General features: G+C 33.5%; 12 protein-coding genes. 11 read left to right on the forward strand and 1 reads right to left on the reverse strand.

Annotation, left to right across the window (positions count from 1 at the left end):
- Positions 1-36: 36 nt before the first annotated feature.
- From rnpA to LC076_RS10765, 10 genes are all read left to right on the forward strand, one after another.
- Complete coding sequence (gene rnpA / locus LC076_RS10720; RefSeq protein ID WP_226668594.1) at positions 37-375, forward strand: ribonuclease P protein component; 339 nt, start codon at positions 37-39, stop codon at positions 373-375.
- A gap of 166 nt (positions 376-541) precedes the next feature.
- Entirely contained in the window at positions 542-1,318 is a 777-nt protein-coding gene (gene spoIIIJ / locus LC076_RS10725) for a YidC family membrane integrase SpoIIIJ (protein ID WP_226668596.1), read from the forward strand.
- On the forward strand, positions 1,315-1,941 hold the full coding sequence (jag, locus tag LC076_RS10730; protein ID WP_226668599.1) for an RNA-binding cell elongation regulator Jag/EloR: 627 nt from the start codon (positions 1,315-1,317) through the stop codon (positions 1,939-1,941). Before spoIIIJ ends, jag begins: the two co-directional genes overlap by 4 nt.
- 406 nt (positions 1,942-2,347) lie before the next feature.
- Positions 2,348-3,733, forward strand: coding sequence for a tRNA uridine-5-carboxymethylaminomethyl(34) synthesis GTPase MnmE (gene mnmE, locus LC076_RS10735; RefSeq protein WP_226668602.1), 1,386 nt, complete (start codon positions 2,348-2,350; stop codon positions 3,731-3,733).
- A gap of 188 nt (positions 3,734-3,921) precedes the next feature.
- Positions 3,922-5,811, forward strand: coding sequence for a tRNA uridine-5-carboxymethylaminomethyl(34) synthesis enzyme MnmG (gene mnmG / locus LC076_RS10740; RefSeq protein ID WP_226668604.1), 1,890 nt, complete (start codon positions 3,922-3,924; stop codon positions 5,809-5,811).
- A 16-nt stretch (positions 5,812-5,827) separates the two neighbouring features.
- Positions 5,828-6,544, forward strand: coding sequence for a 16S rRNA (guanine(527)-N(7))-methyltransferase RsmG (gene rsmG / locus LC076_RS10745; protein WP_226668606.1), 717 nt, complete (start codon positions 5,828-5,830; stop codon positions 6,542-6,544).
- 105 nt (positions 6,545-6,649) lie between these two features.
- Positions 6,650-7,546, forward strand: a complete 897-nt coding sequence (gene noc / locus LC076_RS10750) for a nucleoid occlusion protein (protein ID WP_226668609.1) — start codon at positions 6,650-6,652, stop codon at positions 7,544-7,546.
- Positions 7,547-7,992: 446 nt separating this feature from the next.
- Entirely contained in the window at positions 7,993-8,754 is a 762-nt protein-coding gene (locus tag LC076_RS10755; RefSeq protein ID WP_226668612.1) for a ParA family protein, read from the forward strand.
- The gene (locus LC076_RS10760) at positions 8,747-9,595 is read left to right on the forward strand and encodes a ParB/RepB/Spo0J family partition protein (RefSeq protein ID WP_226668615.1); all 849 of its coding nucleotides are present in this window, start codon (positions 8,747-8,749) and stop codon (positions 9,593-9,595) included. The genes LC076_RS10755 and LC076_RS10760 overlap by 8 nt, the downstream gene beginning before the upstream one ends.
- Before the next feature lie 238 nt (positions 9,596-9,833).
- Positions 9,834-10,535 (forward strand): DUF554 domain-containing protein, encoded by a 702-nt coding sequence (locus LC076_RS10765; protein WP_226668616.1) that lies wholly within the window; start codon positions 9,834-9,836, stop codon positions 10,533-10,535.
- Positions 10,536-10,687: 152 nt separating this feature from the next.
- Here LC076_RS10765 and yyaC read toward each other — a convergent pair whose 3' ends face one another.
- Entirely contained in the window at positions 10,688-11,311 is a 624-nt protein-coding gene (gene yyaC, locus LC076_RS10770; protein ID WP_226668620.1) for a spore protease YyaC, read from the reverse strand.
- 100 nt (positions 11,312-11,411) lie between these two features.
- On the opposite strand from yyaC, the gene LC076_RS10775 reads away from it, so the two are divergent.
- The gene (locus tag LC076_RS10775) at positions 11,412-12,428 is read left to right on the forward strand and encodes a hypothetical protein (protein ID WP_226668624.1); all 1,017 of its coding nucleotides are present in this window, start codon (positions 11,412-11,414) and stop codon (positions 12,426-12,428) included.
- Positions 12,429-12,773: the final 345 nt, after the last annotated feature.

Below are 12,773 nucleotides of genomic sequence, written 5' to 3' on the forward strand. Positions count from 1 at the left end.
TAGAAATAATAAACAGAACATACCGGAGTGAACCAGATGAGAAGGAAATTTCGTATTAAGAAGAATAAAGACTTTCAAAAAGTTTTTAAAAAAGGTAAATCAATTGCGAATAGACAATTTGTTCTTTATATCTACAATGAAAAAGAAGAAAAGGAATTTCGAGTTGGTTTGTCTGTTAGTAAGAAAATAGGAAATGCTGTGACAAGAAATAAAGTTAAGCGGTTAATTCGACAAGTATTTTCTGAAGAAAAACACAGGTTTGTAATTGGTAAAGAATTTATTATCATAGCGAGAAAACCCGCTGCCAAAATGAATTATCATGAAGTGAAGAGCAGTTTGAACCATTTGTTTAGAAAAGCAAAAATTTATCAATGATCGTAACTGTTGAAAATTGTTGAAATTACCCTAGCGAAAACTTGTTTATATAAAAGAATTATTAAGATAAAGATGGTAAGATATTAATTATGTGGAACTTTTTCTATCTTTTAACGTACGTATACACATTCAATGGTATTAATTATTTGTTAGGAGGAAAAAAGGTTTGAAGAGGCGCATACTTTTAATCGCAGGGTTAATAAGTGTATTAACCCTATTAACTGGGTGTACAGAGGTAAATGTACCGATTACATCTGAAAGTGAAGGATTTTGGAACAGTTATATTGTGTATCCTTTATCTCAATTAATCACTTATTTTGCAGAAATAACAGGCGATAATTATGGAATAGCTATTGTTTTAGTTACGCTTATTATTCGACTAGCTATTTTACCGCTAATGATTAAACAAACAAAAAGCTCAAAGGCTATGCAAGCAATCCAACCAGAAATGCAAAAGCTTAAAGAACAATATAGTTCTAAAGATCAACAAACACAACAAAAGCTTCAACAAGAAACAATGGCACTTTTTCAAAAGCATGGTGTTAATCCGCTTGCAGGTTGTTTTCCATTAATTATTCAGATGCCAATTTTAATTGGTTTTTATCATGCGATTATGAGAACAGAAGCAATAGCTGAACACACTTTCTTATGGTTTGATTTAGGGGAAAGAGATCCATTCTTTATTCTTCCACTTGTAGCAGGTGTGACAACATTTGTTCAACAGAAGATGATGATGGCTGGAACAGCTAACCAAAATCCTCAGATGGCGATGATGTTATGGATTATGCCGATCATGATTGTTGTATTCGCAATCAGTTTCCCAGCCGCTCTTTCATTGTATTGGGTAGTAGGTAACTTGTTTATGATTGTCCAAACATATTTTGTTAAGGGTCCTGAATTAAAGTCAGCATCTGCAGCGAAAGATGGAGGAAAGAAGAAGTGAGAGAAGTAACTGCTAATGGACATACTGTCGAAGAAGCAGTGGAAGAAGCAATAAAAAGGCTAAATGCAACAAAAGATGAAGTAGAAATAACCATTTTAGATGAAGGTAAAAAGGGGTTACTCGGAATCTTTTGGAAAAAGCCAGCAATTGTTAAAGTAGTGCTTAAGCAAGATCCTGTTAAAGAATCTCAAACCTTTCTAGAAGAAGTTATTAAAAAAATGGGCATAGAAGCAAAAATCAATGTGAAGAAAACTGGTAAAACAGCTTTATTTCAAATAAATGGTGATAATATGGCAGTTTTAATCGGTAAAAGAGGACAAACTTTAAATTCACTTCAATTTTTAACACAATTAGTCGCAAATAGGTATTCAAATCATTATTTGCAAATAATTATTGATGCAGAAAATTATCGTGAACGAAGAAAAGAGACTCTAACTTTACTTGCTGCAAGATTAGCACAGCAAGTTAAGCGCACATCGAATAAGGTTTCTCTTGAACCAATGCCTTCGAACGAACGAAAAATTATCCATGCTGCTTTAGCAGAATATTCGGATTTAAAAACATATTCAGTGGGTGATGAACCAAATCGACATTTGGTGATATCACCTAAGAAAAAAGGATGACTAATTTTAGTCATCTTTTTTTGTGTCTAAAATTCCAGACAATGTCTGATATTTCTAAATCCATTATTTTTAAAGGTTCGATACTGAAAGACAATTGCTAATTGAAATAGTTCCACATAAATAAAGTCAATCATTGTTCTCTTAAATTTTTTTAGTGAAAACATTAAGAGAACAAAATGCTTTTAAATAAATGATGGATTTGGGGATAAGTTTAAAACCTAATTAGGCAAAATATTGTTATTAACATGTGGATAAGTTAAAATGGATAAAGGAAATAATCTAAGAGAAAATGCATTGTGGATAAATAGAATGTGATTTTACTTTCTAATAAAAATAAATTGTGATATCTTTAAATTTTGGCTAAGTATTTGAGGAATATATAGATAAAAGAGAGGTGATCGTAACGATGGAGTTAGATACAATCACAGCGATATCAACGCCATTAGGGGAAGGAGCTATTGCTATTGTCAGATTAAGTGGTGAAGAAGCAATTGATATTGCTGATAAGCTATTTAAAGCACCTTCCAATAAAAGGCTTAAAGAAGTTGACTCCCATACGATCCATTACGGACATATTATCGATCCAACAACAGGACAAATTGTTGAAGAAGTCATGGTCTCCTTAATGAGGGGTCCAAAAACCTTCACAAGAGAAAATGTTGTAGAAATAAATTGTCATGGTGGTTTAGTTACTGTTAATAAAGTTTTACAATTAGCTGTTCAAAATGGGGCAAGACTTGCAGAGCCAGGAGAATTTACAAAACGTGCATTTTTGAATGGACGTATTGATCTATCTCAAGCTGAAGCAGTAATGGATTTGATTCGAGCAAAAACGGACCGTGCTATGAATGTAGCATTAGGTCAAATGGAAGGAAAGCTTTCGAAGCTTGTCCAAAAGCTACGTCAAGAAATTTTAGAGACGTTAGCACATGTTGAGGTAAATATTGATTACCCTGAGTATGATGATGTAGAAGAAATGACACATAATATGCTTATTGAAAAGGCTACCTTTGTCAAAGATGAAATTAATAAACTTTTACAAACCTCACAGCAGGGAAAAATATTAAGAGAAGGTCTATCCACAGTGATTATAGGAAGACCCAACGTAGGGAAATCTTCTTTATTAAATAGTTTAGTTCATGAAAATAAAGCGATTGTTACAGATATTCCAGGTACAACACGTGATGTAATTGAAGAGTATGTAAATGTTCGTGGAGTTCCTCTACGTTTAGTTGATACTGCTGGGATAAGGGAAACAGAAGATATTGTCGAACGTATTGGTGTAGAAAGATCAAGGAAAGTTCTAAAGGAAGCTGATTTAATTTTATTAGTGCTCAATTATAATGAGCATCTATCACAGGAAGATGTTCAATTGTTTGAGGCTGTAAAAGATATGGACGTCATTGTGATCGTAAATAAAACAGACCTTGAAATGAATATTGACCTTCCAAAAGTAAATGATTTAGCTGAAGGAAGACCTGTTGTGACAACTTCATTGCTAGAAGAACAAGGAATTGATGAATTAGAAGAAGCGATTAGTACATTATTTTTCCAAGGAAATGTTCAAAGTGGTGATTTAACATACGTTTCTAATTCAAGACATATAGCGTTATTATCTGCAGCTAAAGCTTCTATTGATGATGCACTTACAGGAATTGAATCAGGTATTCCAATTGACATCGTCCAAATCGATTTAACTCGTTGTTGGGAACAGCTTGGGGAGATTATAGGTGATGCAGTACATGAAAGCTTAATTGATCAGCTATTTTCACAATTTTGCTTAGGGAAATAAAAGTACTGGCTAGAAATGTCACATTTTAAGTTGAAGACAAGTCAATAGGTAGGCAAGAAATCCTACACTAGAAGGTGCCAAAGGGATGCTCCACAGTGTTAACGCAAGGAGCCTTCCCATAGGAAGAATTGCTTGTAACGGAGTCAGCAACAATGATTAACACAGAGAAAGATAAAAGGAGGTAAATAATGTCTTATAAAGCAGGAGATTATGATGTTATCGTAGTCGGTGCAGGTCATGCAGGCTGTGAGTCAGCACTTGCATCAGCAAGAATGGGTGCAAAGACATTGGTTATTACAATTAATTTAGATATGGTTGCCTTCATGCCATGTAATCCATCAGTAGGAGGTCCAGCTAAAGGGATCGTTGTTCGGGAAATTGATGCTTTAGGTGGAGAGATGGGCAAAAATATCGATAAAACTCATATACAAATGAGAATGTTGAACACAGGTAAAGGCCCTGCAGTAAGAGCGCTTCGTGCCCAAGCAGATAAATTTTCCTATCAACATGAAATGAAAAAAACAATGGAAAATGAAAGAAACCTTACTTTACTACAAGGAATGGTTGATCATTTAATTGTTGAAGATGGTGTTTGTAAAGGGGTTGTTACTCAAACAGGTGCAGAGTATTCAGCAAAATCAGTTGTATTAACAACAGGAACCTTTTTAAGAGGGGAAATTATTCTAGGTGATCTTAAATATTCTAGTGGTCCCAATAATCAACAACCCTCTATTAAATTATCTGAACACTTACAAGAATTAGGTTTTGATTTAGTTCGTTTTAAAACGGGGACGCCTCCACGAGTTAATAGTCATTCCATTGATTATAGCAAAACAGAAATACAGCCTGGTGATGAGGTACCGCGTGCATTTTCATATGAAACCACTAAATATATCACAGATCAGCTTCCATGCTGGTTAACATATACAAGTGAGCAAACACATCAAATCATTGATAATAATTTACATCGTTCACCAATGTATTCTGGCATGATCAAAGGAACTGGACCACGTTATTGTCCTTCAATAGAAGATAAGGTAGTTCGATTTAATGATAAGCCTCGTCATCAAATCTTTTTAGAGCCAGAAGGACGAAATACACAGGAAGTATATGTGCAGGGACTTTCAACTAGTTTGCCTGAAGATGTTCAACAGCAAATATTAAAAACAATTCCTGGGCTAGAAAATGTTCAAATGATGAGAGCAGGGTATGCAATTGAATATGATGCGATTGTACCAACTCAATTATGGCCAACACTAGAAACAAAGAAAATAACATCACTATATACAGCGGGTCAAATCAATGGAACATCTGGCTATGAAGAGGCTGCAGGTCAAGGACTTATGGCTGGAATTAATGCAGCTCAAAAAGCGTTAGGTAAAGAAGAAGTTATTTTAAGTCGATCAGATGCCTATATTGGTGTACTTATTGATGATCTAGTGACAAAAGGTACAAGTGAGCCATATCGCTTATTAACATCAAGAGCAGAATATCGCCTTTTACTTAGACATGATAATGCAGATCTACGTTTAACAGAAGTTGGTCATAACATAGGATTAATAGCTGAAGAAAGATTTGGAAAGTTTAAAGAAAAGAAAGAAGCAATCGAAGCAGAGAAAGAACGCTTAGCATCCATCTTCATTAAGCCAAATCAAGAAACGCAAAATTTAATTCTTTCTGTTGGTGGAAGTGAATTAAAAGATGGCATTCGTGCTAGTGATTTGTTAAAACGACCAGAAATGCTTTATGAACATATATCACAGTTAGTTCCAGCGGAAAATACAGTAGATCCTGATGTTGCTGAACAAGTTGAGATCCAAACTAAATATGAAGGATATATTGAAAAGTCATTGCAACAAGTTGAAAAACTAAAGAAAATGGAAAATAAAAAAATACCAGAAAATATTGATTATGATGATATCAATGGTTTAGCATCTGAAGCGCGTCAAAAATTAAAAGAAGTAAGGCCATTATCAATGGCACAAGCCTCAAGAATATCAGGTGTAAATCCAGCTGACGTCTCAATCTTACTTGTCTATCTTGAGCAAGGAAAAATTGCTCGAGTGTCTAATCAATAATGGAAAGGTTTTGAGTATGGATACAGCATTATTTCAATCAAGTTTACAGGAGAAAGGGATAAACCTTTCTCCTCAACAAATGGAACAGTTTGATTTATATTATGAATTGCTAGTAGAATGGAACGAGAAGATGAATTTAACGTCTATCACAGATAAGAAAGACGTTTACTTAAAGCATTTTTATGACTCCATATCAGCAGCATTCTATTTTGATTTTTCAAAACCGCTTTCATTATGTGATGTAGGAGCAGGTGCTGGTTTTCCAAGCATTCCAATTAACATATGCTTTCCTCATTTGCATGTTTCAATTGTTGATTCCCTACAAAAAAGAATTACATTTTTGAGAGAGCTTACGAACCAATTAGGTTTGAAGCATGTAAAGTTACATCATGATCGAGCTGAAACATTTGGACAAACTAGTGAGTATCGTGAATCATATGATATTGTAACGGCTAGAGCAGTAGCAAGATTATCAGTTTTAAGTGAGCTTTGTATACCTTTAGTAAAAAAAGATGGATTTTTTATTGCCATGAAAGGTGCAGCAGCTCAAGATGAATTAGAATCTGGGAAAACAGCTCTCCAAGTTTTAGGTGGGAAGGTCCAACATACACATTCGTTTGAATTACCTATGGAAAATAGTGAACGTACAATATTTATTATTGAAAAACAGAAGAATACACCTAAAAAATATCCTAGAAAACCAGGGACGCCTAATAAGCTTCCGATCGAGTAAATGTTTCACATGAAACATTTACTTTAACATTTCCAACATATGCAGGAAAAAATGCTAGAAAAAGAGAATATTAAAAATGGTAGTTTTTAAAGGTGGTGTAGGCTCATGAAGCATCCATTTTCTCGCTTTTTTGGTTTGGGAGAAAAAGAACAAGCAGAACAAGTAGAACAAGTAGAACAGACAAAACAATTTATTAGTAATGATGTTGAACAAGAACCTATAGTTGAAGATAATCGAGAAGAAGTTAAAAAGATTGTCGTAAAGGACATTGTACCAAATCGATTTCAGCCACGTACCGTCTTCTCAAATGATAAAATAGAAGAATTGGCATTAACAATACGTACACATGGCATTATCCAGCCTATAGTTGTGCGTGAAGTAGATGGGAAATTCGAATTAATTGCTGGTGAAAGACGTTGGCGAGCCGTTCAAACATTAGGTTGGGATGTTATACCTGCAATTGTAAAGGATTTCAATGATACCGAAACAGCAAGTGTTGCACTAATTGAAAATTTACAAAGAGAAGAATTATCTTCTATAGAGGAAGCCGTGGCATATGCAAAACTCCTTGAGTTACATGATCTTACTCAAGAAGCTTTAGCACAGAGATTAGGTAAAGGTCAATCAACAATTGCTAATAAACTCAGATTGTTAAAACTTCCGCAAGAAGTACAGGATGCTTTACTACAAAAAACAATAACAGAACGTCATGCACGTGCTCTTATTCCTTTAAAAGATCCTGAACTACAACTTAAACTTTTAGAAGAAATTACTGAAAAGCAACTTAATGTAAAACAAACAGAAGATAGGGTAGTTAAACTTCTTGAAAAAAACAACGTAAAACCTAAGCCAAAGCGTAAGGCATTTAGTAGAGATACTAGAATTGCGATGAATACCATTAGACAGTCTTTATCTATGGTAGAAGATAGTGGTGTTAAGCTTAATACAGAAGAAGAAGAATTTGAAGAATATATTCAATTTACAATAAAGATACCTAAGTAATTTTTCATAGTTGCATTTATAATAACCTTACTACGAAATAACCAATTTTATGATACTTATAGCTAGGTACTGGCAAATGTCAGGCCTTTTTTCTTGTTTTAAGAGGTTATCTTTTGATTAAATTGTTACTATAAGCCCAAGATTACCTCCACTAAGTGCAATTCACAGAAAACGAAAGTCTACGATATTTCAAAATTCCCTTTTTACTAAGAGAAAATACTAAATTCAAGAAATCATAAAAAATTCAAACCTTTCTTAGAGTTTCATGATAAAATATAAAAATGATAACAAATGGTATATAAAGGTTTATCATTTTTATTAGTTTCTATTTATCATAGAAACCAAGTATAAATTCAAGATAGCATTTGCTCCTTTGAAAGTAACAATATTGGGGTTTAGACGATAGTAAACAATAGATTTTATGTATTATGAAAGCAGGTGACATCGTGGGAAAAATTATTGCGATTGCAAACCAAAAAGGTGGAGTTGGTAAAACAACAACCTCTGTGAATTTGGGTGCTTGCTTAGCATACATCGGTAAACGAGTCCTTCTCGTCGATGTTGACCCACAAGGAAATGCTACAAGCGGGATAGGCATCGAGAAAGCGGATGTTGAACATTGCATATATGATATTTTAGTAGATGATGCAGATGTTAAGGATGTTATCAAGCAAACAGCTGTTGAAAACCTAGATATTATTCCTGCTACGATTCAATTAGCAGGTGCAGAAATTGAACTAGTTCCGACCATTTCCAGGGAAGTTAGATTAAAAAGAGCACTTGAAACTGTCAAAAATCAATATGATTATATGGTAATAGATTGTCCTCCTTCATTAGGGTTACTTACAATTAATGCATTAACGGCTTCAGATGCAGTATTAATACCTGTTCAGTGTGAGTATTATGCATTAGAAGGATTAAGCCAATTATTAAATACTGTACGTCTTGTTCAAAAACACTTAAATACGGATTTAATGATAGAAGGTGTTTTACTTACAATGCTTGATGCTAGAACCAATTTAGGTATTCAAGTAATTGATGAAGTGAAAAAGTATTTTCAGGATAAAGTATACAAAACAATTATTCCTCGAAATATCCGCTTAAGTGAAGCACCAAGTCATGGACAACCAATTATTATTTACGATCCAAGATCTAGAGGGGCAGAGGTTTATTTAGATTTGGCAAAGGAAGTGGTTGTAAATGGCTAAAGGATTAGGAAAAGGCATAAATGCTCTATTTTCTAACATGGAAGTAGGACAGGAAGAATCTGTTCAAGAAATAAAGCTAAATGAAATCCGTCCTAACCCTTATCAACCGCGAAAAAATTTCGAAGAAGATGCAATTCGGGAACTAAAGGAATCAATATTACAACATGGTGTTTTGCAGCCAATTATTGTTCGGAAAAGTATAAAAGGCTTTGAAATTGTAGTAGGTGAACGTCGTTTTAGAGCTGCAAAAGAAGCAAAACTATCAACAATACCAGCTGTTATTAGGGATTTATCTGAACAGCAAATGATGGAACTAGCTTTATTGGAAAATTTACAACGTGAAGATTTATCTCCAATAGAAGAAGCACAAGCATATCAAACATTAATGGATAAATTGAACTTCACTCAAGAAGCATTAGCAAAACGATTAGGCAAGAGCCGACCTCATATTGCCAATCATGTGAGGCTGTTATCCTTATCAAAACCAATTCAACAATTAATTGCTGAAGGTAAGCTTTCAATGGGACACGGTCGTACATTATTAGGCTTAAAAAATAAAAATAAGCTTCAACCACTTGTAGAGAAAATACTTCGTGAACAGTTAAATGTACGTCAAGTTGAGCAGCTTATACAACAAATCAATCAAAATGTTCCACGTGAAACAAAGAAGAATAAACCTGAAAAAGATTTATTTATTAAAGAAAGAGAATCATTTTTACAGGAGTATTTTGGAACATCAGTTATTATAAAGAAACAAAAGAAAAAAGGGAAAATAGAAATTGAATTTTTCTCTCAAGATGACTTAGATCGTATTTTGGAGCTGTTGAATTCACAGAAATAAACCTTAACGATTCTTACTATTTAGAAAGTCGCTGACTATTATATAGTCAGTCTTTTTTTGTGAAATGATTGGTTTTTAATGGAAAAAAACTGATGAACCATAACAATTATTAAAAGGGCGATCATGAATGGGAAGAAGATTCTTTTCTCCACTCATCATGATCGTCTTAAGCATTTGCGTGCAGTTTTTTTATAAATTGCCCTTAAAAAATTTAGTTGGTTATAGGTGGAGGATCACTTTGGTTTTACTTGGAAGTATAGTAAATGCTATTGGAATTATAGTAGGGACTTTAATCGGATTATTACTGAGACGTATTCCTGAACAAATGAAACAAACAGTATTAATTGCTATTGGTCTTTCAGTAGTCGTATTAGGTATTGATATGGCATTAAAAAGTGCAAACTTTTTTTATGTGATTGTAAGTCTAGTACTTGGGACAGTGATAGGTGAATGGCTTCGGATTGAAGATAAACTACATCAAATGGGAAATATGTTAGAAAAAAAATTAGGTAAATCTCAGAATGGTGATATAGCTCAAGGTTTTGTGACCGCAACGTTAATTTTTGTGGTAGGTGCTATGGCTATTGTGGGTGCACTTGATAGCGGGTTAAGGTTAGATCATTCAGTTTTATTAACGAAATCAATGATAGATGGCTTTACAAGCATGGTATTAGCAAGCACGCTTGGTGTAGGTGTTCTTTTTTCAGCTATCCCAGTCTTCTTATATCAAGGTGGTATTGCTTTATTCGCAAATGTCATCCATGCCTTTCTTCCGGACGATTTACTAGAACTTTTAATAGCTGAACTCACTGCAACTGGTGGAGTTTTAATTTTTGCGATAGGAATCAATATTCTGGGAATAAAGCAAATCCGAGTTGCTAATCTTCTACCAAGCATCATTATTATTACAGTAATAGTGCTCATTCAATATTTCTACTAGTATAGTTAACACTGTATATTGCATGATATGCAGTGTTTTTTATTTTGAGCTATTTTCGTAAACTTTGTTGCTTTTAGTCATAAAGTCTATTGACATCTTTATTTCATAGGATAGTACTTATATTCAGAATAGAACCTTTATTTATATTTGATTTAGTTAATGACTGAATCTTGACTATCTAACCATTTACTTCTAACTTCTACACGTTTTTCTACATATGCTTTTTCTGCAGAAATTATTCCATGTGAAATGATATCTGCCATACTCATAACAAGATGAAGTCGTGTGTTTTGTAAAACTAAAAACTCCATATATCCACTTATATTAACAATTCCAGTAATATGCATATCACCAACTGCTGGTAAATCTTTATTTACACCTGCTCCTGGCTTTATTGAACCTTTATCAACCTGAATATATCCAACACTTTTCAAACGACCAAGACATGCATCGATAGCTATAATAAAAGGATTATTATGTTTTTCTTTTATCATTTCTAATGTTTCTTCTAAATTAACAGCGTGAACAGGATCCTTTAATGTTCCATATACATGAAAATGAGCGATTTCTTTTTTAATTGCTGAACCTATTAGAGGACCTAAGCAATCTCCTGTTGAACGATCTGTACCAATACATATGATCACAATTGGTTTGTAATATAACCTCGGTAAGTGTTTTAAAAGGGTTTCTGATAATAGTTGAACAGCTTCGCTATTTTCATAATAAATACGATCTTGTTGGGGATCAGATTGAAAAAGTCTTGATTTTAGATTCATAGAATTCACTCCTACGTCATAGTAGTAACAGTATACGGAAGAATGTTCATTTCTATACATGTTGATTACAAATAGGACAGCCTTAAGAGGTGGGAAGAAGATGAAATCAGGAATTAAGTGGATGTTTCTTATACTAGGAACGATTATAGGAGCAGGATACGCATCAGGAAGAGAGTTATGGCAGTTTTTTGGTTTTGAAAGTGGACTGGCTATTGTTATTTTCACCATTATTTTTATTTTAGCAGTCTATGTGATTATGAAAATAAGCTATGAGGAAAAAACAAATCATTTTTTCCCTGTATTAGAGAGATTAATAGGGAAAAAGCTATCATATGTATACGATGTTTTAATTGTGTTGTATTTATTTTCAACAACGATTGTTATGATAGCGGGTGGAGGAGCGACACTTGAATCATTTTCAATTCCATATTGGGGGGGCATTACTCTTTTTGCAGTATTGCTTGTTTTACTCTTTTTAGGAAATTCAAGTGGCATAATCAGGTTAAATGCAATTATTATTCCACTACTTGTAATAGGTCTCTTCTATGCATTACTTTCATTTAATATTTCCCATCATCATTCTTGGGTATTAGATTTAAATGAACAGTACAATTGGCCGGCAGCCTTTACATTCACTTCTTTAAATATCTTGCCACTTATTGCTGTTTTATCAGCTATTGGTAGAGAAATAAAGGGGTTAAAGGAAGCGAAAGTAGCGAGTATTGGTAGTGGAGTAATATTAGGATCTATTTCATTTGTTTATAATGAAACATTAATTCAGATGGCAGATTATGTGGCAGAATATGAGATTCCGTTATTTGCAGTTCTACAGGATTCTCCTTTTGCATTTTTTCTTTTCATGTCAGTCATGCTTTGGTTAGCCATTTATACGACTGCTGTATCTGGAATTTTTGGACTTGCTTCAAGATTTAAGGAAGTACTGAAAATTCCATACTCATTAATTGCACTTCTGTTAGTATTGATGATGCTTCCTTTTACCAAGTTTGGTTTTGCCAATCTAGTGAGTATCCTCTATCCAGTATATGGGCTGATAAATCTTTATTTACTCGTTTCAATTCTCTTATATCCAATACTTAATCGCTATAAAACACGATGAAGAAAAATTGAAAGCATGAGAGGGCCTATCATCCAATATGATACAGATGGAGTGGAAATTATCACTATAACCACTATCTGTATTTGAGGGTGTTAGGCCTTTATTAGTTAGAGGGAAATTTTTATTAGATTATTAATCTGATAAAATTGAAAGATGAAATCCTATAAAAAAGAATTAATAAAGCTGTGTTAATCTATAAAAAGTGAAAGACTCTAATAAATGCAACAATGTTTATTAAATTTGCTTAACTTTTGATCGTTTAAGAAGCAAATTGTTCTTAAAATGAAGTATAATTGGCAATAAAAATAGTAAACAGATAAGTGCTGTTATCCGAAATTTTATAAA

Source organism: Metabacillus litoralis (genome assembly GCF_020524045.1).
GTDB lineage: Bacteria > Bacillota > Bacilli > Bacillales > Bacillaceae > Metabacillus > Metabacillus litoralis_C.

Coding starts and splice junctions, on each gene's coding strand:
- mnmG (WP_226668604.1), top strand. CDS start 3,922: ATGTCTTATAAAGCAGGAGATTATGATGTTATCGTAGTCGGTGCAGGT.
- LC076_RS10775 (WP_226668624.1), top strand. CDS start 11,412: ATGAAATCAGGAATTAAGTGGATGTTTCTTATACTAGGAACGATTATA.
- rsmG (WP_226668606.1), top strand. CDS start 5,828: ATGGATACAGCATTATTTCAATCAAGTTTACAGGAGAAAGGGATAAAC.
- noc (WP_226668609.1), top strand. CDS start 6,650: ATGAAGCATCCATTTTCTCGCTTTTTTGGTTTGGGAGAAAAAGAACAA.
- yyaC (WP_226668620.1), bottom strand. CDS start 11,311: ATGAATCTAAAATCAAGACTTTTTCAATCTGATCCCCAACAAGATCGT.
- LC076_RS10760 (WP_226668615.1), top strand. CDS start 8,747: ATGGCTAAAGGATTAGGAAAAGGCATAAATGCTCTATTTTCTAACATG.
- mnmE (WP_226668602.1), top strand. CDS start 2,348: ATGGAGTTAGATACAATCACAGCGATATCAACGCCATTAGGGGAAGGA.
- rnpA (WP_226668594.1), top strand. CDS start 37: ATGAGAAGGAAATTTCGTATTAAGAAGAATAAAGACTTTCAAAAAGTT.